The 22,902-nt window shown below is 69.6% G+C and carries 21 protein-coding genes; 13 read left to right on the top strand and 8 right to left on the bottom strand.

The features are described from left to right. The 4 genes from IE277_RS39860 to IE277_RS49860 form a co-directional block, all read left to right on the top strand. Positions 1-1,225: non-reducing end alpha-L-arabinofuranosidase family hydrolase (locus IE277_RS39860; RefSeq protein WP_189958620.1), on the top strand; the 1,225-nt coding region annotated here is incomplete at its 5' end. Between the two features lie 243 nt (positions 1,226-1,468). Continuing rightward, positions 1,469-2,038, top strand: a complete 570-nt coding sequence (locus IE277_RS39855) for a SigE family RNA polymerase sigma factor (protein ID WP_189958619.1) — start codon at positions 1,469-1,471, stop codon at positions 2,036-2,038. After that, on the top strand, positions 2,035-2,886 hold the full coding sequence (locus IE277_RS39850; protein WP_189958618.1) for a hypothetical protein: 852 nt from the start codon (positions 2,035-2,037) through the stop codon (positions 2,884-2,886). The genes IE277_RS39855 and IE277_RS39850 overlap by 4 nt, the downstream gene beginning before the upstream one ends. Positions 2,887-3,022: 136 nt before the next feature. Continuing rightward, positions 3,023-3,373 (top strand): transposase, encoded by a 351-nt coding sequence (locus tag IE277_RS49860; protein WP_189958617.1) that lies wholly within the window; start codon positions 3,023-3,025, stop codon positions 3,371-3,373. Positions 3,374-3,801: 428 nt separating this feature from the next. On the opposite strand, the gene IE277_RS39840 is transcribed toward IE277_RS49860, so the two are convergent. Together IE277_RS39840 and IE277_RS39835 are read right to left on the bottom strand one after the other, a co-directional pair. Continuing rightward, positions 3,802-5,460, bottom strand: a complete 1,659-nt coding sequence (locus IE277_RS39840) for an RICIN domain-containing protein (protein ID WP_229882322.1) — start codon at positions 5,458-5,460, stop codon at positions 3,802-3,804. Between the two features lie 451 nt (positions 5,461-5,911). After that, positions 5,912-7,603, bottom strand: coding sequence for a YncE family protein (locus IE277_RS39835; RefSeq protein WP_189958615.1), 1,692 nt, complete (start codon positions 7,601-7,603; stop codon positions 5,912-5,914). Positions 7,604-9,613: 2,010 nt separating this feature from the next. Here IE277_RS39835 and kilB point away from each other — a divergent pair. Further along, a complete protein-coding gene (kilB, locus tag IE277_RS39830) occupies positions 9,614-10,015 on the top strand; it encodes a plasmid transfer protein KilB (RefSeq protein WP_229882325.1) in 402 nt (133 codons plus the stop codon). A 367-nt stretch (positions 10,016-10,382) separates the two neighbouring features. Here kilB and IE277_RS39825 read toward each other — a convergent pair whose 3' ends face one another. Continuing rightward, the gene (locus tag IE277_RS39825) at positions 10,383-10,910 is read right to left on the bottom strand and encodes a hypothetical protein (protein ID WP_189958614.1); all 528 of its coding nucleotides are present in this window, start codon (positions 10,908-10,910) and stop codon (positions 10,383-10,385) included. Between the two features lie 88 nt (positions 10,911-10,998). After that, entirely contained in the window at positions 10,999-11,421 is a 423-nt protein-coding gene (locus IE277_RS39820) for a DUF2231 domain-containing protein (protein WP_189958613.1), read from the bottom strand. Here IE277_RS39820 and IE277_RS39815 point away from each other — a divergent pair. The 3 genes from IE277_RS39815 to IE277_RS39805 all read left to right on the top strand — a co-directional run bounded on the left by IE277_RS39815 (position 11,321) and on the right by IE277_RS39805 (position 13,818). Further along, entirely contained in the window at positions 11,321-11,566 is a 246-nt protein-coding gene (locus IE277_RS39815; RefSeq protein ID WP_229882320.1) for a hypothetical protein, read from the top strand. The two genes, IE277_RS39820 and IE277_RS39815, sit on opposite strands and share 101 nt — an antisense overlap. A gap of 496 nt (positions 11,567-12,062) precedes the next feature. Then, entirely contained in the window at positions 12,063-13,199 is a 1,137-nt protein-coding gene (locus IE277_RS39810; RefSeq protein WP_229882319.1) for an acyltransferase family protein, read from the top strand. Positions 13,200-13,449: 250 nt separating this feature from the next. Next, complete coding sequence (locus tag IE277_RS39805) at positions 13,450-13,818, top strand: hypothetical protein (protein ID WP_189958612.1); 369 nt, start codon at positions 13,450-13,452, stop codon at positions 13,816-13,818. A 74-nt stretch (positions 13,819-13,892) separates the two neighbouring features. On the opposite strand, the gene IE277_RS39800 is transcribed toward IE277_RS39805, so the two are convergent. Beyond that, positions 13,893-14,498 carry a hypothetical protein gene (locus IE277_RS39800; protein ID WP_229882318.1) on the bottom strand — a complete coding sequence of 202 codons (606 nt, stop codon included), beginning with the start codon at positions 14,496-14,498 and terminating at the stop codon, positions 13,893-13,895. A 425-nt stretch (positions 14,499-14,923) separates the two neighbouring features. On the opposite strand from IE277_RS39800, the gene IE277_RS48125 reads away from it, so the two are divergent. The 3 genes from IE277_RS48125 (at position 14,924) to IE277_RS39785 (ending at position 17,116) form a co-directional block, all read left to right on the top strand. Continuing rightward, entirely contained in the window at positions 14,924-15,142 is a 219-nt protein-coding gene (locus IE277_RS48125) for a hypothetical protein (protein WP_229882317.1), read from the top strand. Between the two features lie 214 nt (positions 15,143-15,356). Further along, the gene (locus tag IE277_RS39790) at positions 15,357-15,941 is read left to right on the top strand and encodes a Chromate resistance protein ChrB (protein WP_189958611.1); all 585 of its coding nucleotides are present in this window, start codon (positions 15,357-15,359) and stop codon (positions 15,939-15,941) included. 38 nt (positions 15,942-15,979) lie between these two features. Continuing rightward, on the top strand, positions 15,980-17,116 hold the full coding sequence (locus tag IE277_RS39785) for an MFS transporter (RefSeq protein WP_189958628.1): 1,137 nt from the start codon (positions 15,980-15,982) through the stop codon (positions 17,114-17,116). Positions 17,117-17,252: 136 nt separating this feature from the next. On the opposite strand, the gene IE277_RS39780 is transcribed toward IE277_RS39785, so the two are convergent. From IE277_RS39780 to IE277_RS39770, 3 genes are read right to left on the bottom strand one after another with little or no spacing between them, the layout of a single operon-like run. Beyond that, a complete protein-coding gene (locus tag IE277_RS39780; RefSeq protein ID WP_189958610.1) occupies positions 17,253-18,188 on the bottom strand; it encodes a M56 family metallopeptidase in 936 nt (311 codons plus the stop codon). 3 nt (positions 18,189-18,191) lie between these two features. Next, the gene (locus IE277_RS39775; RefSeq protein ID WP_189958609.1) at positions 18,192-18,584 is read right to left on the bottom strand and encodes a BlaI/MecI/CopY family transcriptional regulator; all 393 of its coding nucleotides are present in this window, start codon (positions 18,582-18,584) and stop codon (positions 18,192-18,194) included. A 28-nt stretch (positions 18,585-18,612) separates the two neighbouring features. Then, positions 18,613-19,854, bottom strand: a complete 1,242-nt coding sequence (locus IE277_RS39770) for an alpha/beta hydrolase (RefSeq protein WP_189958608.1) — start codon at positions 19,852-19,854, stop codon at positions 18,613-18,615. A gap of 52 nt (positions 19,855-19,906) precedes the next feature. Between IE277_RS39770 and IE277_RS39765 the strand changes: the two genes are divergently transcribed. Further along, positions 19,907-20,521, top strand: coding sequence for a TetR/AcrR family transcriptional regulator (locus IE277_RS39765; protein ID WP_229882316.1), 615 nt, complete (start codon positions 19,907-19,909; stop codon positions 20,519-20,521). 236 nt (positions 20,522-20,757) lie between these two features. Beyond that, the gene (locus IE277_RS39760; RefSeq protein WP_189958606.1) at positions 20,758-22,881 is read left to right on the top strand and encodes a serine/threonine-protein kinase; all 2,124 of its coding nucleotides are present in this window, start codon (positions 20,758-20,760) and stop codon (positions 22,879-22,881) included. Positions 22,882-22,902: the final 21 nt, after the last annotated feature.

The following is a 22,902-nucleotide window of genomic DNA, read 5'->3' as shown; positions in this document are numbered from 1 at the left end:
GTGGCGGGCCGGCCGCAACAGCGACGGCTCCTACACACTCACCAACGTCGCCAGCGGCCGGGTACTGGACGAGCCGGCCAACCGGACGGGCAACGGCACGAGAATGCAGGTCTGGGACTCGGCCGGTGGCGCCAACCAGCACTGGCGGGCCGGCCGCAACAACGACGGCTCCTACACGCTGACCAACGTCGCCAGCGGCCGCGCGCTGGAGATCCCCGGCGGTCGGACCGCCAACGGCACCCCCGTCCAGGTCTGGGACTCGGGCGGCGGCGCCAACCAGCACTGGAACCTCAAGGCCGCGACGCCCACGCCGACGAGCAGCACATGTGCCCTTCCCTCGACGTACCGGTGGACCTCGACCGGTGCGTTGGCGCAGCCGGCGAACAGGTGGGGCGCGGTAAAGGACTTCACCGACGTGGTCTACAACGGCAAGCACCTGGTCTACGCATCAAGCGTGGCGGGATCGTCGTACGGCTCGATGATGTTCAAGCCCTTCACGAACTGGTCGGACATGGCGTCGGCCGGCCAGACCGGGATGAGCCAGTCCGCGGTGGCGCCCACGCTGTTCTACTTCGCGCCCAAGAACATCTGGGTGCTCGCGTCCCAGTGGGGCGCGGCGCCCTTCGTATACCGCACCTCCAGCGACCCCACCAACCCCAACGGCTGGTCCGCGCCGCAGCCGCTGTTCACCGGCGGCATCCCCGGCGCCGCCCCGATCGACCAGACCCTGATCGCCGACGACCAGAACATGTACCTCTTCTTCGCCGGTGACAACGGCAAGATCTACCGGGCGAGCATGCCGATCGGGAACTTCCCGGGCAACTTCGGCTCGTCCTACACAACGGTCATGAGCGACACGACGAAGAACCTCTTCGAGGCGCCCCAGGTCTACAAGGTCCAGGGCCAGAACCAGTACCTCATGATCGTCGAGGCCCGGGGTGCGAACGAGCAGCGCTACTTCCGCTCCTTCACCGCCACCAGCCTGAACGGTCCCTGGACCCCGCAGGCCGCCAGTGAGAGCACCCCCTTCGCGGGCAAGGCCAACAGCGGCGCCACCTGGACCAACGACATCAGCCACGGTGACCTGGTCCGCAACAACCCCGACCAGACCATGACCATCGACCCCTGCAACCTGCAATTCCTCTACCAGGGCAAGTCCCCCACCGCGAGCGGCCCCTACGACCAACTGCCGTGGCGGCCTGGCCTCCTCACCCTGCAGCGCTGACCGACCCCACCGAAACGACCCGGGGAACCGCCCTTGACATGCGCTGACGCCCGCTGACCACGCGGCCCGCGGGTTTTCCGCGTCACGGAATCGGGTTCGACGGGTCATACACCGTCCGAACCCACGTACGTCTTCACCGAATGATCACTGTTACGCTTCCGGATCTCCGTCCGGGCACACCCTCCGGATGTTCGCATGTCATTCCCATGACACTCACAGAGTCGCACCGAGAAGAGGTCGCCCGTGGGCACAGTCGTCGACGACGCCGCCTCGGTGGAGTTCCATGCCTTCTTCGAACGCCACTACGCCGAACTCGCCCGATTGGGAGGCCTGTTGACCGGTGAGGCGGACGCCGCCGACGATCTGGCGGCGGATGCGCTGCTGGCGCTGTGGCACCGCTGGGACCGGGTGCGCGCGGCCGACCATCCGGTGGCGTACGCGCGGGGCGTGGTCGCCAATCTGGCCCGCACTCGGATCCGCGGCGCGGTGCGCGAGCGCCGGCGGATCGCCCTGTTCTGGTCGCATCGCGAGGAGCGGACCGAGAACCCGGACGTGGCCGGGGTGGTGGACGTCCAGGAGGCGCTGCGCAGGCTGCCGTTCCGTAAACGGGCGTGTGTGGTGCTCCGGCACGCGTTCGACCTCTCGGAGAAGGACACCGCGCTCGCCCTCGGGGTGTCGGTGGGTACGGTGAAGAGCCAGACGTCCCGGGGCATGGCCGAACTGCAACGGCTGCTCGGCACCCAGGGTGCGGAGCGGAAGGTGCACGCGGCGATGACCCGGGGCACCAGCGAGAGCGGAGGAAGGAACCGATGAGGCAGCAGGACGTGCACGACGAGCTGCGCGCCCGGCTGCACGAGGCGGCCGGGGCCCATGAACCCGACCGCGCGCGCATCCTGGCCCGCGTGGAGCGCGGCATGGCCGCGCCGTCCCGCCCCGGCCACCGGGCCACGCGGCCACCGCTGTTGGGCTGGGTACGGCTGGTCAGCGCGACCGCGGCAGTTGCCGGAGTGCTCACCGTCGGCGGGTACGCGGTGGCGTCCGCGGTGAAGCACCGCCCCCCGACGCAGGACCGTACGGTCGGCGCCTCCCCCACGCCCCGCACCTCACCGGACGCCACCGCGAGCCGTCCGCCCGCCCGCACCGCCGCCCCGGCGCCCGGTGCGGGCACCACGCAGCCGTCCGGTGCGCCGAGTACCGGTCGGTCGCCGAGCGCCGGGGCCTCCGCCCAGCCGCCCGCGGCCCACGGCGCGCAAAGCGGCCCGCTGTGGTCGGACGGCTCCGTGGACCCGCACAGCAACGGCTTCTGGTCCCAGAGCGATGTCACTCTCAAGACGACCAAGCAACTCACCGCGCTCACCGTCCAGTTGAAGATCTCTCAGACCGGCGGCGTGTCCTCCACCGGCGCCTGGCGCTCCCTGCCCCAGACGGACTTCACCCAGACCGTCCAGGAGCAGAACGGCTTCCTCGTCTACACCTGGACGCTCAAGGACGGCCGTACGGTCCCGGCGGGCCAGTGGGTCTTCGCCGGGCAGTACAACCACCAGCAGGGCGGCCGGGACGCCAAGGACGACAGCTACACCGTCACGGGGACGGCCGACGGCCACGCATACACCGTGGGCGGGGAGTTGGCCACGCAAACGAGCGCAGGCGGGGCCTCCTAGAGTTCTGCTCTTTGGCCTGCGCGTCTCGCTTGCGGCGGCGTCCCCATCATGATCGAAACCACGAAAGTGCCTTCTGAACTGGGGCGATGAGGCTTGTCCAAGGTCCCCGTCCGCCCAGCGGGAAGGCACTTTCCGCGTGCACACTACGGGGTCACGTCCCCGGCTCGCCGTCTCCACCGACGGTGGACGTGAACTGCTCGGCCTGGTCCTGGACATCGATGCCACCCTGGTGACCTGCCGCTCCGAGAAAGCGAACGCCGCGCCGGCCCACAAGCACGGCTTCGGCTGCCACCCGCTGCCGTGCTTCCTGGACAACACCGGCGAGACCCTGGCCGGCCTGCCGCGACCGGGCAACGCCGCGGCCAACACCGCCACCGACCACATCAGTTGCTCGATGCCGCGCTCGCCCAGATCCCCGAAACCCACCACCACGGCACCGACATCCTCATCCGCGCCGACAGCGCCGGATCGGCCAAAACCTTCCTGACCCGCATACGAGCCCTGCGCCCGGCGGCATCCGCGCCTCCTTCTCCGTCGGACGGCCCATCATCGAGCCCGCCCGCCGGGCGATCCGCTCCCTGCCCGGCTCCTTGCCGCAGCTGGTGCTCGATCGACTGGAACAGCCTCGCCGCTGTCGTCGCCGCGCCTGTTGTGGATCACGCAAGAAATAGCCCTGTGGGCAACCGCACTGTGCGTTGCTGGTGCAGTTGGGGGAGTGCTCGGGGCGGTCTACTTCGGCTGGCGCTACATCCGCTCACGCAGGGATTCGCAGTCATGAACTGCTAGGACCGTTGCCGTTCGCGAAGCAAAGCCAAAAGTGCCCCTCCGGTACTCACGCCTGAGCACCGGAGGGGCACCTTTCACGTTTCCTTCAATTTCTACGGCGTGGACATCTTCGCCACCGGCTGGGTGCGTCTACTTGAGAGGCGTGCCACCCGAGTTGTGGTACGCGATCGTCTTGTTGATCAGGTTTCCGCCGTCGGTCTCGACCCCGGTCTGTTCCTGCTGGCCCGCACCGAACAGGAGGCCGGCGATGTGTGCGTCCGCCACCTGGTCCATGTGTCCGAAGAACCAGTCGACCTTGTCGTCCTTGTAATGGTTGAGGGTGTTGTTCTGCGCCATGTTGCCCACGGGGATCTGCCACAGGACCACCGGCTTGCCCACCGACTCGGCCATCGTCTTGTAGAACTTCAGCGCGGCAGCGGCCTTCTGGTCGTTCCAGTAGGTGTCACGGCCGCCGTGCTCCGGCAGCGCGTACCAGCCCGCGTCGCGGTCCGACACGTCGGTGGCCAGGAAGTCGGCGTTCGACGCGCCGAGGTCCTTGTAGTCGTCGACGCACTTCTGGACGTCGTTCTGCCAGTCCCAGCAGGTCAGGTGGAACCCGGCGCCCGTGTTCGGCGCGTACTTGTGCGCCATCGAGATCAGGCAGCGGGACAGGCCGGCGGCGCTGTTCTCCTGCGATCCGCAGTCCGTCGGATTCGAGGCCGTGACCTGGGCGGCGACCTTGTGCGGGTTGCCGAGCGACCGGACGTAGCCCCAGAAGTCGGGCTCGATGTCGATCATGTCGTGCGAGTTGCCGATCTTCTGGAGGAAGAAGCGGTAGTCGTTCATGTAGCGGGTGAGCAGGTCGGTCCTGTTGATGGCGACGACCTCGCCCGGACCGTCGCCCTGGCCCGCCGCATCCCCGAGGTCGCGCAGCGAGTACCAGGTCCAGAAGTTCTTCTGCGGGCGCGGCTTGCCCTGGTACGTCGCCTTGGCCACCTTGGCGTCGCCGTAGGTCACGTAAAAGCCGGGCGCCGTGGTGTCACCGGTCCAGCAGCCCCACCAGCTCGACCACTCGGCCTTGCAGCGCGATGCCGTGTAGTAGTCCGAGGAGGGCGCGGGCTGGCTGTGCACATAGGCGTACCGCACGTCGAACGGCGCGGCGGCTGCCGAGGCATCGGACATCGAGCCACCGATGAGCACCCTGTCACTGCCCATGAAACCTCTCGCCGAGCTGCCGCCACCGGCACCGCCACCGGCGGCCGGAGACGACGCCGAGGCCGACGGCGACGGCGAGTGGGTACCGCTCGGCGCCTGGCCTGTCGGAACGCTGCCGCCGGGCGTGGTGGGCGCGGTGGGCGTGGGGGTGCCCTCGACGCTCCCGGCCGGGACGAGCTTCCACTCCTGGTTGGCGCCGCCGCTGTCGCGGTTCTGGGCGACGCGGCCCCCGTCGGCCTTGGAGCCCTTCTGGACCTCAACGGCCATGCCGCTGAAGCGGTTGATCAGACGCACGTAGCCGTCCGACGACTTCTCCAGGTGGAACTGCTGGTTGGCGCCGTTGTGGTCGCGCCACTGCACCATGGCGGAGCCGGCGGTCTTCGACCAGCCGTAGTCGTCCAGCACCTTGCCGGAGTTCCGGTTCTGCAGCCGGTAGTTCCCGTCACCCGAGTCGATGAACCGCCACTGCTGGTTGGTCCCGCCGTTACGGCCCCACTGCACCACCGCCGCACCGTCGTACGTGGCGTAGGAGAGGCCGTCCAGCACCTCGCCGCTGTTGCGGTTGACCAGTACGTACCAGCCCTTCGTATCCACGACTCCCGCTGAGGCCGTGTTGACCAGGGCCACGGAACCGCCCACGACAGCCAGGCCGACGGCCGCCCACAGACTCCGACGCTGGTACAGCCGACGGCCACGATGCCCCTGCCGTCGCTCCGGAGCGGCTGAGCGGAACGACAGGCGACCACGGCGACGACGGTGGGCGCGACCGCCGCCGGGCGACGCCTCCGACGACGCGGATGGGCGAGGAAACATTTCGGTGCTCTCTTTCGGCCGTTGCCTCTGACCGGACCACCTGGTCCGGACAACACCCAGTTGCCACCGCCGCCGCAAAGGTTGCCCCGGACCGCGAGAATTTTTTCGGCCGCCCCGCACCGCGGCACCGGCCGCACAGCACTCCCCACCGAGCCGGGGCGCGGGCCGGTTGATCCTGGCCGACCGTTGAAGGCGGTTGAGGACGAGCGTTTCCAGGCGGTCGAGGGAGGGCTCAGCGTGCGCTGACCTTGATGGTGCTGGTGGCCTGCGCGGGTTCGGTGCGGGCGTCACCGCCGAAGACCGCGGTGAAGATCGTGTTCCTGGTGACCTTGTAGGTGATGACGAGCTTGCCGGCGCGGTCCACCGCGGCGGCCCGCACCAGCTTCTTCGCACCGCCCGCCGGTTGCGCGTAGACCGAGACCTTGCGCTCCTTCCACGTCCTGCCGAGCTTGGCGGTCAGTGTGGCCTTCTTCCCCGATGTGACGGTCTTGCCGTTTCCGTCCAGGGTCAGCGTCGTCCTGTTGCGCGGGACTTTGACCGTGGCGGTGACGGTCGCGGGGGCATGCGTGGCGTCGCCGGGGTAGTGGAGGGTGTAGGTGACCGTGCCGCCCGCGGCCGGGGTGTCCTCGATCTCGAACTCGCCGTCGCGCGACAGCCACACCGTGTGGGTGCCGAGCGACTTGCCCTTGGGTGAGGCGAGGTCGGTCCGTGTCACCTCGATCGGCAGGGTGTCGGGAAGCCGGGGCAGGGTGAGGTCGAATTTGCCGGTCAGGGTGAGCTTCTGGTCCAGCGGGGACTTCGCGGGCGCGCTGACACTGAGCTTGGTCATCGCCTTGGTGGCGTCGTCGAACGACCGCAGAACGAGGTTCTTCCCGCCCGCGCCGTCGCTGGTGAGGATGAACAGCTTGCTGCTGTCGGGTGCCCAGGCCAGACCGTGCGGCTGCACGGTGTTGTAGTCGCCGGTGCTGATGAACCGGGTCGCGCGGCTGTCTCCCGGCCGGTAGACGTAGGTGTCCACGTCCTTGCCGTACCGGACCCCCACGGCCAGCGCGCCGTTCGGGGCGTACTGGACGGCGTTCGGCTCACCCTGGATCTCCAGGGTCCTGGTGTCCTGGCCGCCGGAGAGGTCGGGGCGGAGGTGCGTCACGAAGTCGTCGACACCGTCCGCGGTGACGATCTCCTTCCCGTCCGGCGAGACGGCGAGGTCCTCCTGGCCGCCGAGGCTGTCGGGCATGATCTGCTTGCGGTAGGCGAGCTTCCGCGCCGTACCGGAGGAGACGTCGTAGACGGCGAGTTCCTCCGGGGAGCGGTCCTTGTTCCCCGCGACGAGGACTCCCTGGTCGCCGCCGGGGGCGGTGGTCAGCTGCGGTGCCGACTCCCAGGGCACCCCGCCCGACTGGTTCAGCGTGACGCCCGGCTTGGCAGCGGAGAGGTCGAGGAAGCCGATGTTGCCCCCGCCCTGGGCGTACGCGCCATAGCCGAACCAGAGCTTGCCGCCGGCGAAGGCCAGGTCCAGCGGGGCGGTGTGCGCGCCGGTGGCGTAGCGGGCGGTCTCCTTGAGCGTGACCGTGTCGACAGCGGAGATCGCGTCGGCGTCGGGCAGGGCGACGTAGAGCGTGGACGAGTCCTCGCTCAGCGCCATTCCGGTGCCGCTGGTCTCGGCGGTTATCCGGCCCACGGTCTTGCCCGTGTAGTCGGCGACGACGACGGAGTTGGTCTTCGGGTCGCTGATGAAGACGTGGTGGTGGACCCCGTCCACCACCATCTCGCCCCGCGGCCAGTCCGCCGAGATGGGCAGCGTCGCACTGCTGTCCGCGGCGGCGGTCTGGGTGCCGGCCCCGACGAGGCAGACGGATCCGAGCAGGATGGCGAGCGCCGCCGTTCCCGTGACGGCGGTACGAGAATTGGCATGACGAACACGCATGGTGTTGTGTCCCCGTTCACAATGTGCCCGGCCGGTGTTGCGATGGCCGGAATCGGTCGATGACGAGGTTATGTCATGCCTGGTACATGGAGTGCGGGCCCGTCCCGTCCCCGCGGTTACGTCCCCTCTGCGCATGAGGAGGCATCACCGACGTCGGCATCTCAGGGTGACGCCGGGTACCGCAGCATCGACAAAGCCGACAAGGAGACCGGGCAATCGCGGAGCCTACTCAGCGCTTAGTAGCTGAAACTCGGCCATCGGCATTCGTGGCCTATACGCCTATCTTCACTTATGGTGCGGCTCTTTGAATTTCCGGCTGGATGGCATGTGTAAGTGCCACCCAGCCGGACACAGGCTCTCTCACCGGCGCACGAGCCAGTCAACTGCTATTCACCACCTTTCTGCTGGCCGCGATGAGGCGCAGCGCCCTCGACGGAGCCATCCGAGGCACCGTCAGTGGTGATGGCAGTGGTGATGGCAATGGCCATGATGGTCGTGGTCGTAATCGTGGTCGTGATCGTGGCAGTGACTATCGCCGGTGCTGGGACCAGGGTCGGAACCCAGGTCGGAACCGTCGAGAGCGGGATCCGGGGCGGACTTGCCCGAGCCGGAGCTCCCCGAGCCGGAGCCCAAGTCAGAACCGCTGAGGGCGGGATCTGGGCCGGACTTGCCCGAGCCGGTGCTGCCTGAGCCGGAACCGCCCAGAGCGGGATCCGGGCCGGACACGCCCGAGGCCACCGAGTGAGGCATCGGAGAGGCCATTGCCACGGATGCCGGCAGGATGATGCCTCCAGCGATGGCGACCGAGGCAATACCGACTGCGAGACTGAAGCGTCTCCGCCTTGTACGGTCGACGTTTTCAACGCTACTTTCGCGGTTCATGATTTTCTCCCAAAAGTGAGAGGAGTTGTGTGACGAGTCCCATTAATTGGGGGCGCCATTTCCGGGCGGACCGATTACGGGCCACCGGAAATCTTCGACCAGGTAATCGAACGGATGTTCCGCATTGAATTCCGCCCCGGCCTGCTGCCTCGTTTCCTTTACTCGGCGAGGCTCGCATTTCCAGTAGGCCCGCGTGGTGCAGCTGCCGTCATGTTCCGAAGCTTCGGGACTTGACAAAAGGCAATGCGTCGGAATCGCCGGCCGCCCGAGTCTGGTGATGATCCGTCGATGGCGGAGCATGCCCAGCCCTGACCATCTCGCTTTCCGTAGCTCAGGCAGAACGGGGCGCCAGGCTCAGTTGGGGTCCATCCCTCGCGAAGGGCCAGGCCGACGGCGCGGGCGACGTCGGAGGGCAGCACGGGCTTGGGTCTCTGCATGCTCCACCGCGAACGAGCAAGGCTTCCATGCCAGCGCCTGAAAGTAGGTCGGCCTGCGTCGCAGCCGCCATCGGGTGCGAGCGAGCAAGCCGGCGTACTGACGACCAGGCTTGAAGGTGTGAGCCGTCGAATCGAAGGACAAGGGCGGATATTTTCTTGATCGAATCGATGAACCTAAGCCGAAACCGGCTTCTGACCTTTGAAGTTGCGATCCTGATTCGTGGTGGTCACAATCAACCCACCAGGCCCGCAAGGGCATTGAACGCAGGAGGCCACCCGCGTGTCCGTAGGAAGAGGCGCGGGTGGCCGATGGCCCAAGACAGGACCGGTTCAAGTATGAAAGATCGCTGGAGGCAATTCCAGGCACCCGCCCCGGCGGCGGGCGTGAGCATTGTCTACGTCTTCGCGCTCCTGGCCGGAGTGATCTTGATTTGCTCTGGACGGGCGTCGGTGCCGGAGGCCACCGGGTTTGTCACGCCCTTCCTCCTCGTCCATGAGCGGATGGTCTCGAGAGCTACGGATCAGAAGGTCATGCCCTCGGCGTAAGTGATCCGATGGCATCGCCGGCTTGGCGGCGAAGTTGGGCCAGCGGCCCACCGGCGGCGGCGAGGCGTGATCAGCTTGAGGTGCGGAGTCCATCATCGCCAGCGCCATAGCCGTCCTCGGAACCCTGCTCGGATCGGGGATCACTCTGGTGTTCCAGGAGCGCACCACCGACAGGGGCCGTCAGTTCACCCGCCGTGAAAAGCTTCGGCAGGAGCGACTCGATGCCTACTCCGCCTATGCCGGCGCGTTGGTCAACTACCGGCGCTGCCTGGTCCATCTCTGGTTCTGTGAACACGAACAGCCACCACCGGAGGACCCCGACGCCGTGCGCATCCGCGCCTACGACCTGCGCTCCACCGCCCAAGAGGCGCTGTTCCGGGTGCAGATGCTCACGGATGACGAGACCCTGAGCCAAGCCGCGGAAGACGTACTCGCAGACATCACGACGGTGTCCAAAGCTGAGAGCAGGGCCGAATACGGCGCGCTCAGGGCACAGACCCGTGACCACATCAGCCGACTGGTCAGCGCGGCCAAGCAACGCCTTTGAGCCGTACCTCCGGGCGTCAGGCGTTCCTGGACCCGGGGGCGGCAGGCGAAGTACTCGACGACGCGGCACGAGTTCGTCGTAGCCCACGTCGTTGGGGAAGGTGGTCAAGCCGAAGGGCGTGGGCTGGAGAGCTCGGCATACGCGCGGGCCATACGGCCGGGCCATACGGCCGGGCATGCCGCGCAGGGTCTCGGAGGCCGTCGAGATGCCGAGTGCCGGGAGGAACTGGCCGGCCGTGGCCTTCGCGGCGGCCAGGTCGACACCGTCGGGCTCATGGACGACCCGCAGGGCGGGCCGCCCTGGTGTCATCTCGTCCTCGTTGTACCGCTCTGTTCGGGCGGTGGCGCCGTTCGGGCGCTCGGTCGTGTCAGCCGCCGCCGATACCCAGGGCGGTGAGCAGCACCAGGACGAGGGTGACCACGGCGAGCAGACCGTGTGCCAGCACGACCGATACCGGGAAGTGCCGTTCGGCGGGGACGGATCCTTCGGCTCCCGGGCCCGCGGCGGCCGTGGCCGAGGCCGCAGCCGTGGCCGAGGCCGCAGCCGTGGCCGAGGCCGAGGCCGCAGCCGCTGCCGCTGCCGCTGCCGCACGGACGGTGGCGCGGTCGCGGTGGACCGAGATCCAGCGGGCCAGCATCACGAAGCCCAGCAGCGCGACCGGCAGCAGCAGGCCGAAGGCGGTCCAGGCCAGGGCACTCTTGTCGGCCACGACGTAGGTGATCCAGACCACCAGCCCGAGCGCGGCCAGGGCGAAGTGGCCGAAGACGACGGGGGCGGGGAGGCGGCTGGTGCCGGTCTGCTGCTGGCGGATTCCGCCACGTCGGATCCAGGTGCCGAGCATGTAGAAGCCGCCGAGAGCGGTGACCACCCAGGTGATCAGTGCGGCGATGTCCATGGGGAACTCCGAAGGGGACGGTGGTGAAGGCGGCCGGAGGACACCGGTCGCCGTGGTGGGGAGGGCATGCGCGAGCCGGTACCCCCGGTCAGACGGTCGAGGGGGTGGCGTTCTGGCCGCGGCCGGGGGTGTATCCCTCGGCCTGGGTGTTCTCGTCGGCGACCCGGACGCCGTAGCGGTAGGCGAGCTTGCCGCCCAGGAATCCCGAGACGCCCAGGACGGCCACGCTGAGCGCGGACAGGACCAGCCTGCCGATGCCGACGCTGCCGCCGTCGGCGTAATCACCGTGACGCCACAGGAAGTTGACGACGTAGGCGGCGGTCACCAGCAGGTTCAGCGTCATGTGGACCAGGGCGGTGCGGAAGGCCGGGGTGCCGGCCGGAATCGCGAACAGGTCGAGGAACCCGACCATGGCGGCCGACAGCGCACCGATCACCCCTACGGCGATCAACCACTCCGAGGTCCCCTTCCACCCGCTGGCCGCGAAGGCCCCGGAGCTGGTGTGCGGCATGAACCAGGCTTTCCTGTCCGGCTACCTCCACGGCCTGGAGGTCAACGGGGTGCGCGCGGTCCTGGCCCCCGAGCCCGGGGAGTGCTGCGTACGGCTCGGCCCGAGCGACACCGATCACGATGACGAGATGACACCGAACCCCTGACAGGACGACGGCCGGCCGCCCGCGCGAGCCACCGCCAAGCTGCACGACGCCGCCCCAACACGGCCACCACGGCAACCGCCGGAGCCCTTCCGCGGCTTCCCGTCCTCGGTGCCGGCTCGATCCCGAAGATCTGCCCCCACATGTCGGCTCGTCTGTTGAACTGCCCAGCCGGACCCTGCGTACCAGTCACTGCGGGCGGCACCGTGCCGCCTGGCGTACTGCCGGTAATGCCGGTACTGCCGGTACTGCCGGGGAAACGGGGCGGCGGGCACGCGCCTGCGCAGGTTGCACCGTGCGGCGACCGCGATTGGCGGGGTGCGGCGACCGCGGTCGGCGACGTGTGGCGCACGGTGCCCAGAGGGAGGGTCGAACGATTTCAGTGGATTCGAGCCGTCCGGTCAGCAGCGCTCTCGATGCAGCCGCGTCAGCGGGACGGGGGAAGGGGACGAGCGGACCACCCGTCCGTCGGCAAGTGCCGGGGTTGGTCCGTCGACAAGTGCCGGGGCTGGACGGCCTTCGCGGCCTGGCGGCACTGTATGTGGTCCTGTTCCACTGCTGGTTGTACAGCTTCCCGGGTTTTCCCGACAGTTCGGCGCCTGCGTGGCTGAACGCGCTGATGTTCGGGCGCCTCGCCGTCGTCTTCTTCCTGATACTGTCCGGCTTCTCCCTGGCGATCTCTCCGGCGCGTCACGAATGGCGCTCGGGCGGCGTCACCCGGTTCCTGCGCCGGCGCGCCTGGCGCATCCTGCCTCCGTATTGGGCAGCGCTGGCCATGAGCCTGATCATTTCCTGGCTCGTGGTACCGGCTTCGCACTACGGACAACCCACCGGCACATCAATCGTGGTGTACGGCCTCGTCGCTCAGGACATGTTTACCGCCCCGACACCGAACGGCGCCTTTTGGTCGATCGGAGTGGAGGCCGAACTCTATCTCTTCTTTCCCCTTCTCCTGTTTGTACGGCGCCGTTTGAGTGCGGTGGTGCTGGTCGCGTGCGTGGCACTACCGGTGATCGCCCGTGGGTTGATGGCTGCGGATGCGTCTCCTGTAGAGGGCAACAAATGGCTCACTCCGCATCTCGCTCCCGTGTTCGTTGCGGGCATGATAGGAGCAGGAGTCGTCGTTGCGTCGGACAGAGTGCAACGCCTGCCATGGGCATGGTTCGCCGGACTCGCCGCCATGCCCGTCCTGGCTCTGGGCCTCATCCAGGGTTCTGTGTGGACAGTGCGGCACTACTTCTGGGTGGATCTCGCTATCGCTCCCGCAATGACGATGCTGCTTGCCGCGGTTGCCACCGGCAGGCCCGCCATCCTCGTACGGCTCCTGACCACACGACCCATTCAGAGTCTTGGTGGCTTCTCCTACAGTCTCTACCTGATCCATCTGCCGATCGTCATGGCCGTGATTCACGGAGTGGCGCCGCGTTTTGTATCGCCCGGCCTGCCCACATTCTGGTTCACGCTTTTCCTCGCCCTGCCCGTTGCGGTGCTTGCGGCGTGGCTGTTCTCCAAGATCTTCGAGACGCCCTTCAAGCGGAACAGATCCTGGAAATCCTTGGTCGCAGCTTCAGGTTCAGATTCAGGTTCAGCGAGCAGGGCGATGGTCAAGACTACGTCATGTGATATCAGCGGCTGAGAATTCGGTGAGTCCCCCGACGTACCAAGGGAGTACGTAGATGCCACTCCCGACGAAGGGTGTTCCCTTGCGACGCGTTGTCCTTGCCTCGGCTGCGGGGCTCGTCTCCGGTCTCTTGCTGGGAGCGTGCGGCTCTTCGAATGACAACGCGTCCGACACCATGCCCGGCAGAGCCACCCCGGCCGTCACGGCCGCGTCGGTTCCCGCGACCTCCACACCGGCCGCTGGCGGAAACTCCGGGAGCGGACGCATGGCCATGACCACCATGGTGATGGCCAAGGCGGTGAAGGGAACAGGCGGTATCGTCACCGACGACAAGGGGATGACCCTGTACCGCTATGGCAGGGACCAGGCGCATCCGTCCAAATGGACGTGTGCCGGTTCATGCACGCGGACCTGGATGCCCGTCATCGTGGAGGGCCCCGTACAGACCTCGGGTGTTGAGGAGAGCCTTCTCGGCACGGTCCACCGGAACGGCATGAAACAGCTCACTCTCGCCGGCTGGCCGCTGTACCGCTACGCGGGCGACACAAAGGCCGGCCAGATGAACGGCCAGGGTAAAGACAAGGAGTGGTACGCCATCACTCCGTCCGGCCGGAATTCCGTCATAACGGGCTGATGCCCACCGGCTGGGCAGGCGGTTGCCGCCGCGATCACGGACAACGTGTCCTCGCGAGGGCGACGTCCGACGCGTCAACCGGGGATCATGTCGCCGATCATCTCGATGGCGATCATCCACATCGGCTGGGCGCCGGTGCCGAAGGCCGCGGCAAGCGCGTAGCCGAGGGCCGCGTCCGTCGCGTTCGGACCGGCGTCCTCCCGCCACTCCACGAGGACCCGTCCGTCACCGCTGGAGGAGAAGTCCCCTACATGCCGTCCGTCCCGCAGCAGCCGGCTGCCCGGGATGGAGTCGGGCACCAGCCGCCGGGCGTGACCCGCGTGTCGGACGTCGACGCGGTACGAGCGCCGGGTGAGCCGTCCCCTGGCCGGGGTGACGACGGCTTCCTCGCCGTCCACGGTCAGGATGAGCAGTGTGCCGTCGCGGGTGCCGATCGGGATGTGGTCGGCGACGTCGGTCCCGGCGGCACGGCGCAGCACGACCCGGGGCACCGACTCCCCCTCGACGGTCACCTCGCCCTCCCGTGAGTCCAGACGGACGGTGATCTCACCGAAGAGGTCGTCCTCCACCACGGTCTCCACCACGGTCTCGACGACGGGTTCCGGCGCCGGGTCCTCGTCCTCGGCCTTCCGGTCCTCGTGCGTGGTGCGGTCGGGCGAGGGGGCCGGGTCCTTCGGCATACGGGGCTTTCCTTTGCGGTTGCGGTCTGACGGATGGTCAGTACGTCAGGCGGTACGGCGTCGCGAACGCCGCACGTCAGGGGAACGGACCAGGGCGGCGGTCACGTTCCCGTGGCGGTCAGCTGCTGATCGCCGCCCCACTCCCGAGCCGGAGCGAGTCGGGGTGCGGGGACTCTCCGGTGCGGGAGCGCACGACACTGGGCCGGGAGCGCACGGAACTGGCCTGGGAGCGGCGGCAGCCACACCACCAGCGGGACATACCCACCCAAGGAGGGTGAACCTTGCAGGGCGCCCAGGTGAACACCTCTCACCCAGGTCCCAAGTTCCACATGATGCCCTCCTGGGCGGGCGCTGGAAGCACCACCTGGACGTCTCCGCCGACGGATCCCTGTACCTCAACGAACCGCACGACGCTCGGGCGGCCCGTGCCGACCGCGATCTTCCTGGCCCTCAACGGCATCGTGCTCTTCGTCACCGAGAAGCTGCGCCGCGGCGGCACAGGTCGCAGGCGGGCGGAGGGTGCCGTCACGCCGGACGAGCAGCATCTGAGCCCCGACGAGCTGTCGGACCTGCGGATCACCCGGATGACCATCCGCCAGGCCGTGACGATCGGCGCGGCCCAGATCCTCGCCCTCATCCCCTGACCAGTGCCGTGCGCTCCCGCACCAGAGAGCGTCCCCGTACCCCGGCGGCGACGCACGGCAGGAAAGGCCCCTGGGCGTTCCAGGCCCCCCTGGTCGACGTACGCAAGGATTCCGCCGACCGGGCCGCTGGCCGCGTCTCCGCCCGGACCAGGGCGTGCCTTCCGCGCCCCTCATCAGTACACCGGCAGGTGTAACGCTTGCTACATTCCATGATGTGGCGAACAAGGAACCGGTAAACCGCTGGCTCGTCCTCGTGATCAGACTGCCCGCCCAGCCGTCACGGCACCGTGTGGGCGTCTGGCGAGAGCTGCGCAGGATCGGTGCGCTCTCGCTCGGCCAGGGCATCTGGGCCGTGCCGGACGTGCCGGTCTTCGCGGACGGCATCGCGCGGGCCGTCGCGCTGACCGAACAGGGCGAAGGCCAGGTCGTCACCTTGAACGCCGCGGGGCGTGGCCCCCAGGACGCCGTCCGTCTCCAGGAGATGTTCGGTGCCGCCCGGTCGGCGGACTGGGCCGAGTTCCTGGCCGACTGCGGCAAGTTCGAGGCGGAGATCGCCAAGGAGATCCGCATCGCCAAGTTCACGCTGGCCGAGTTGGAGGAAGAGGAGCAGTCGCTGGAGCGGCTGCGGCGCTGGCACCGGGACCTGACGGCACGCGACGTGTTCGGGACCCCGGAGGTGGCCGAGGCCGGCGATCGGCTCAAGCGGTGCGTGGCCGCCTGCGAGGACTACGCCGAGCGCGTCTTCGCCGCCCTGCACCAGGCACCGGAGACAGAGACGGAGACGGAGACGGAACAGTGAGTACAGCGCCGGCGCAGCAGTCGGCTCCTGCCAGGCACATGTGGCCGCTGTACGCCGCCGGCTTCACCACCGCTTTCGGCGCGCACGGCATCGCAGCCAACCTCGGCGGCCACGCCCGGGGCACGGTCACCTCACTGCTGGTGCTCGGCGGACTCCTGGCCCTGTACGACGGTGCCGAGGTGCTGCTCAAGCCGGTCTTCGGCACCCTGGCCGACCGCATCGGCGCCCGGCCCGTGCTGCTCGGCGGACTCGTCGCCTTCGCCGCCGCGTCCACCCTGTACGTCGTCGCGGACAGCCCCGGCTGGCTGTGGGCCGCCCGGCTCGGTCAGGGCGCCGCGGCCTCCGCGTTCTCCCCGTCCGCCTCCGCGCTGGTCGCCCGGCTCAATCCGGCGGCCAAGCACGGCCGGGCCTTCGGCAGTTACGGCTTCTACAAGTCGATCGGCTACACCCTCGGCCCGCTGCTGGGCGGGGTGCTGGTGTGGGCCGGGGGACTGCGGCTGCTGTTCGCCGTCCTGGCCGTGCTCGGCGCGGCAGTCGCCGTGTGGGCCGCCCTCGCCGTACCCGTCGTACCACCGCTGCCCAAGGCCCGGCAGACGGTCCTCGACCTCGCCCGGCGGCTGGCCGACCCGTCGTTCCTCGTCCCGACCTCGGCGCTGGCCGCGGCGACCGCCGCCCTGTCGGTCGGGGTGGGCTTCCTGCCGGTCTCGGGCCGGGCGGCGGGCCTGGGCACGGTCGCCACCGGTGCCGCCGTGTCCGTGCTGGCCGCCTGCGCGGCCGTCGTCCAGCCCCGGGCGGGGCGGGCGCTCGATCACGGGCGGCTCACGACCCGTACGGGCATCACGGCGGGACTGCTGCTCACCGCCGCCGGAATGGGCTGCGCCACGCTGCCGGGCCTGACCGGCATCCTGCTCGGCGCCGCCCTGATCGGTGCCGGAACCGGTCTGATCACCCCGCTCGGCTTCGCCGCCCTCGCCGCGAGCACTCCGGCCGAACGGCTCGGGCAGACCATGGGCGCCGCCGAACTCGGCCGCGAACTGGGCGACGCGGGCGGCCCGTTGCTCGTCGCGACGGTCGCCTCCCTCACCACCCTGACCCACGGCTACGCCGTACTCGGCGCCCTCCTCGCCCTCGGCCCGGTCCTCACCCTCGGGCGGCGCCGTCTCGCCGGGGGGTGAAGCACCGCCTTCCGATCAGGGCGGGGGAAGGGACGAAGCCTTCGCCGGCGGGCCCGGGGCTGTGCCGCCCGCCAGCGGCAAGCCCAGCCCCGGTAGAGCGGCCGCTCACTCGGACACGATCCCCCGGGAAGGGCGGTCAGCGTGTGTGCAGCCGCGCCGCGGTGGTGTGCGCGTGCATCGCGGCCTCGAACAGCCGCTCTGTGTCATGTGCCGTGACGGCCAGGCTCGCGCAGCAGGCCAGCATCAGGACGACGAACGCCGCCACCATCATGTCGGGGCGGCGCAGCGGCGGAGCCAGCAGTGCCTGGACGCGTCGGGGCACCGGCCCGCCGGTCGCGGACAGCGCCGCCTGCTTGGGCCGCCCCGACGCCAGCGCTGCCCGCGCGATCGCCCTGGCGACCAGCCGCCGGTCCCCCGTCACAGCCCCGGCTTCCTCATCGGCCCAACGCTCCACGGCAAACGCTCCCGCTCGCTCCAGCGGCCGCAGCAGCGGATCGACCGCCGCCGTCAGATGCAGCACCAGCGAGAACAGATGGTGCCGATGCCGTAGATGCGCCCGTTCATGGGCGAGCAGAGCGTGCCGCTCCGGGCCGTCCAGCAGCCGCAGCATCCCGGACGAGACGACCACCCGCCCCGGCATGCCGAGCACGGCGAACGCCGCCGGCACCGGATCGTCGACCACGGCCAGATCCCCGCCCGCCGCGATGTGCCGGCACTCCCGCCAGGCATCGACCAGCGCACGTCCACGGCGCCAGGACGCCGCGGTCAGGCTCACCACCACGAGCAGGACCACCCCGGCGCACACCGCGGCCGTCTTCCGGCTCACCGGATCCTCCGCCGCCAGCGCACGCACCGACCACGGCCCTTGCTCCGCCACCAACGGCACCTGGCCCACCGCGGTGAACGCCAGAATCGCCAGCTCGGTGGCCCACGTACCGGCCGCCACGACCGCCGCGCACACCATCGCCCACGCACCCGCGCGCGGGGGCATCCGACGCCCCACCCACGGCGCGACCAGCGCCAGCACCGCGCTCACCAGCAACGGCAGATACATCGGCACCGGCCAGAACACGCCTTACCCTCGGTCAGGATGGTCGCCGTGCAACAACTGCTCCAGCAGCCGCTCGTCGTCCGACGACAGATCCGAGACGAACCGGGCCAGCACCGCCGCACGGTCCCCGCCCTCGTCCAGCAGCGAGTGCATCCCCGCCGCCGCGTGCCCGGCCTGGTCGTCCACGGGTGCGTAGACGTAACTGCGCCCTGCCCGCTGCCGGGTCACCATGCCCTTGTCGCCCAACCGCGTCAGGATCGTGAGCAGCGTCGTGTACGCGGCGTCGGGCACCTGTTCCTGGACCACTGTCGCCGGCACCGGGCCGCCGGCCGCCCACAAGGCAGCCAGCACCTCGCCTTCCAGCTCACCCCGCGCACGGCGCCGGGCCTCCCCCCGGCCGTCCTCACCGCCTGCCACCCGGCACCTCCCTCACCGTCCGGCCAGGTCATCTTCGACCGCTCAAACTACTACGAGACGTAGAACCGCGGCCATCCCGATCGCGAGCCCAGAGGTGTGGGTCCGCACGTACCGCCGGGTGACGGCGGAAGGGCGGGCGGGTCAGCAGCCAGGCCCAGGTAGCCGCCAGCAGCGGGCGGATGTGTTCGGCCGCGCAGTGGGTGGCGCCCGGCACGATCCATACCGTGGTGTTCCGGAGGGCGGCCAGGCGAGCGGTGTCGCCGCGCGGGATGAACTGGTCGTGCGCGCCGTTCACGGCCAGCAGTGGCACGCAGTTGTGCACGTCGCCCGCGTCATCCGCGTCCTCCACGTCGTCCACACGATGGTCCAGCAGTCCCTGGCGGCGCAGGGAGAACGCGGCCAGCATGCCGTCGGTCTCGGCCGCCTCCGGGAGGGCGGCCAGGCCGAGGGCGTTGCCCAGGATGCCCGGCATGCCGTACGGGAGGGCGAGTACGTCGATCGGCTCCTCGGGCTCGCCCGCACCGGTCGGCCCGCCGATGTCCACCGCCGCGTCCACCACGCCCCGCAGGGCCAGTTTGACCGCCCAGTGGCCCCCGAAGCTCAGGCCCAGGTAGGCAACGGGTTCGCCCGGCCGCCAACGTCGTATCTCACCGACGAGCGCGGACAGGAGAAGGTCGCCGTCCGGGGTCAGCGGGCCCGGCGCCTCGCCGGTGCCGGGCATGTCCACGGACACCACCAGGAGACCTGTCGCCAGCGCCGTCGCCACGGCCATGCGGTGCAACTCGACCTTCCAGGTGTCGACCCCGCCCGACAGCACCAGCACGCCGGGGCGGCGTCGGCGGCGTCGGGCCATGAGGTGAACGGGGAGGGAGACCATGCCGCCGGCCAGCCGCAACTCCACGGTCCCGCGCGCGATGCGGGGACCTTCCATGGCTTTCGGGCACGAGGGGAGCACCGGGAGACGACGGCCGGCGATCACACGTGCGTAGGCGGCGCGCTGACGCTCGTACGCCTCGTGCCGTTCGGGTGTGGCCAGGGCCGGGAAGCGGGCCGCGCCCCAGATCTGGGCCGCGCTCAGCCACTCCCCCGCGGCCTCCGCCTCCTGGGCCAGTCGCGCCCAGACCGGCACCCAGCCTCGCGGACCGGTCCCCCACATGTCGGTGATACCGGCTCGGGCCCGGGCGACGGTCCGGGCGGGAATGCCCCAGGCGGCGAACTGGCGGGAACGTTCGTCGAAGAGTTCGGCGGGAGCGATGTCGAACGTGAACATCACCCTAGAGTGGGTGCGTTCCCCGGTCTGGACAACTCGCATTGGACGGCCCGTGCCCCCACCCGCCACACCCCGCAAAAGGCCACGTCAGCAGCGGTCTCAGGAGACCTACGACGCCATCGTCGAGGCCGCTGCTCAGCTTTTCGAACGGGACAGCTATGCGGGGGCGACGACGAACCGGATCGCTGAGCGCGCCGGAGTGTCCGTCGGATCCCTCTACCAGTACTTCCCGAACAAGGATGCGCTGCTCTACGCCATCGGGGAACAGCACATACGGCACCTGCGGACCGAACTCGCGGAACTGACAACGGAGTTGCGCCGCACCATGCCCTCGCTTCCGGCATGTGTCCATGTGCTGGTGAAGGCCCTGGCCGACCTGCACCTGGCCCGCCCCCGGATGCACCGGCTGCTGTACGACCAGGCCCCGCGCCCGGCGGAGGCCGCCGCCCAACTGCGCGGGTTCCAGCGGGACATCGCCGCCGAGGTCGAGTACCACCTGCGCCGACTGGGCGTGGGCGGCCCCGCCCCGGACCTCACGGCGATCCTTCTGGTGCAGGGCGTGGAGGCACAGCTGCACGGGGCACTGCTGGACCCGCCGCGGGGGCACACGATCGAGGAGGTGAGACAGACGGTGGAGGCCCTGTGCCTGAAGGCCCTCACCCCATGACGCCCTCCGGCACTCCATGGTGCCCTCCGGGAGGGCACACCTCTCGCCCCGGAAGTGGAAGTGCCTGCGAACGGGCCTGCCTGGGCACCCCGTTGAGCCCTCAACCGGACGGGTGACCCCTCGCACGGTCAGGGGATCAGAGACACCGACGCGCGGTATCGGCGCCTCCGTCCCCGGGGCGGCAGGCCCTAGTCTGATCCCGTGAGGCAGACAGGCGCTGGGAAGGACGAGCGGCGATGACGCCCCTGAGCACCGGGGACCCGGAGTCCATAGGCGGGTACACCCTCCTCGGCCGGCTCGGGGAGGGCGGCATGGGAGTCGTCTATCTGGGAGTCTCCGCCTCGGGACGGCAGGTCGCGGTCAAGCTCGCGCGCGGATCCTATGCCCAGGAAGAGGAGTTCCGGACGCGCTTCAGGCAGGAGATCGCGGCGGCGCGCAGAGTGAGCGGCGCCTTCACCGCGCCCGTCGTGGACGCCGACCCGGACGCCGACCGGCCATGGATGGCGACGCTCTACGTGCCGGGGCTCAACCTCGCCGAAGTCGTGGAGAAGAACGGCCCACTGAGCCGGCGGCAACTGCGCGCGCTGGGGCTGGGGCTCACCGAGGCGCTGCGCGACATCCACCGGGCGGGCCTGGTGCACCGGGACCTCAAACCGCGCAACGTCCTGATGACCGAGGACGGGCCGCGCGTCATCGACTTCGGCATATCGCGCGCTTCCGACAACCAGAGCCTCACCACGACCGGGCGGATGATCGGCACTCCGCCCTTCATGTCGCCGGAACAACTGGCCGCTCCCCGAGACGTCACCCCGGCCTCGGACGTGTTCTCGCTGGGGTCACTGCTGGTGTTCGCGGCCGTCGGCACGGGACCGTTCGACGCCGACAGCCCGTACATAACCGGCTATCAGGTGGTGCACGGGACCCCGGACCTCGACGGGGTACCCGAAGCGCTCCTGGGCATCGTCCAGCGCTGCCTGGACAAGGACCCGGCCGCACGGCCGGAACTGACGGACATTCACCGCATGCTCCAGGCGCTGCCGGAGTCGTCCGACGTCACCGAGTCCCCGAGGACCGGGCAGTCCGTGAGGTCCGGGCAGTCCTCGAAGACCGGGCAGTCCGCGAAGCCCCGGCGCCGCCGAGCACGGATGCTGCTCACCGGCCTCGGCGCGGCGCTGGCCGTCACGGGGCTATGTGTCGGGGTGGGTGTCCTCGTGTCCGGTCCGGACGCGACCACCGCCTCCGAGGCAGCCGCCACAGCCACCGCCCGTGCCGCGTCACTGCCCGACGGCTGGCGGCCGTGGCGCACGCAGCTGCGGTACGACGTGAAGGGTGTCCCGCTCGACTACGACAGCCCCGGATGCGTGGCGGAGGCAAGCGCCCTGTTCTGCGGCGGTACGGGCTTCACGGTCGCCAGGATCGACGCGGCCTCCGGCCGTACCCTCTGGCGGACCGGCACCCGCCCCCAGGGGGCGCAGCCGATCGGCGTTCGCGACGGTCTGGTCTATGTGTACGAGGATCCGGACGACCGGACCAGGCGCGTGCTGGCCCTCGACGCCGCCACCGGGCACCGGCGGTGGCAACACGACATCAGCAAGTCCGAGGACGCGGTCCTGTACGACGGCGGGTTGCTGACCCTGTCTCCCGGCCAATCGTCGTTCGTGGCCTACGGGCCCTCCGGCAGGGAACTGTGGCGGGCGCCCTCGCCGGAGGAGTACTGCACTCCGTCGGCGCTGGGAGGCGTCCCGTATGCCCTGTGCTCGCAGGGCACCGAGCCCGGCCAGGCGCCGGTCGAGCTGAGGAAGCTCGTACCCGGCAGCCTGGCCGGAACCGCCACGCTGCCCACGAAGGCGGAAGCGCTCGGCGCTGTCGGCGGGCAGCCTCTGTTCCTCGCCCCTCAGACCGCGAAGGACGTGTACGAAGCCGGGTACGAACGGCCGTACAACGCGCTGCTGCGGGTGGCCCCGGAAACCGGGCAGGTCAGGCGGATACCGCTGGCACGTCCACTGACCGGCGCGGCCACGCTGGTGGACGGTGTCGTCTACTTCGTCCGGTCCGACGGGTCGGTCACCGCGGTGTCGGCGGACAGCGGCAAACAACTGTGGCAGAAGGTGACGGACGTGGAGAGTCTGTCCGCGCCCGCGGTGTCAGCGACGTACAAGCGGGTCTATTTCTCCAACCGCTTCGGCCGTCTGCTGGCACTGGACAGCGGCAACGGAGCGGAGATCTGGAGCACCTCCGCACTGGACGATCCCGGGGACAAAGCGCAGGACTATCCGCCGCGAGTGCTGCTCGTCAAGGACGCGATCGTGGCGACGGCCGGCGACACGGCCTTCTCCCGGAGCCCGCACGGACCCACCTGACCGGCCGAGGCAGCGGACCCA

The sequence above is a fragment of the Streptomyces alanosinicus genome, assembly GCF_014650595.1.
Taxonomy (GTDB): domain Bacteria; phylum Actinomycetota; class Actinomycetes; order Streptomycetales; family Streptomycetaceae; genus Streptomyces; species Streptomyces alanosinicus.
This window is presented reverse-complemented; position numbering and strand designations above follow the sequence as displayed.

Bases quoted from the DNA above. Each gene is read 5' to 3' on its own strand.
- IE277_RS39770 (WP_189958608.1), bottom strand. From the start codon at position 19,854: ATGTTCACGTTCGACATCGCTCCCGCCGAACTCTTCGACGAACGTTCC.
- IE277_RS39825 (WP_189958614.1), bottom strand. From the start codon at position 10,910: ATGGACATCGCCGCACTGATCACCTGGGTGGTCACCGCTCTCGGCGGC.
- IE277_RS39805 (WP_189958612.1), top strand. From the start codon at position 13,450: ATGGCCATGACCACCATGGTGATGGCCAAGGCGGTGAAGGGAACAGGC.
- IE277_RS39785 (WP_189958628.1), top strand. From the start codon at position 15,980: ATGTGGCCGCTGTACGCCGCCGGCTTCACCACCGCTTTCGGCGCGCAC.
- IE277_RS39760 (WP_189958606.1), top strand. From the start codon at position 20,758: ATGACGCCCCTGAGCACCGGGGACCCGGAGTCCATAGGCGGGTACACC.
- IE277_RS39815 (WP_229882320.1), top strand. From the start codon at position 11,321: ATGGCGGCCGACAGCGCACCGATCACCCCTACGGCGATCAACCACTCC.
- IE277_RS39835 (WP_189958615.1), bottom strand. From the start codon at position 7,603: ATGCGTGTTCGTCATGCCAATTCTCGTACCGCCGTCACGGGAACGGCG.
- IE277_RS39800 (WP_229882318.1), bottom strand. From the start codon at position 14,498: ATGCCGAAGGACCCGGCCCCCTCGCCCGACCGCACCACGCACGAGGAC.
- IE277_RS39850 (WP_189958618.1), top strand. From the start codon at position 2,035: ATGAGGCAGCAGGACGTGCACGACGAGCTGCGCGCCCGGCTGCACGAG.
- IE277_RS39820 (WP_189958613.1), bottom strand. From the start codon at position 11,421: ATGCCGCACACCAGCTCCGGGGCCTTCGCGGCCAGCGGGTGGAAGGGG.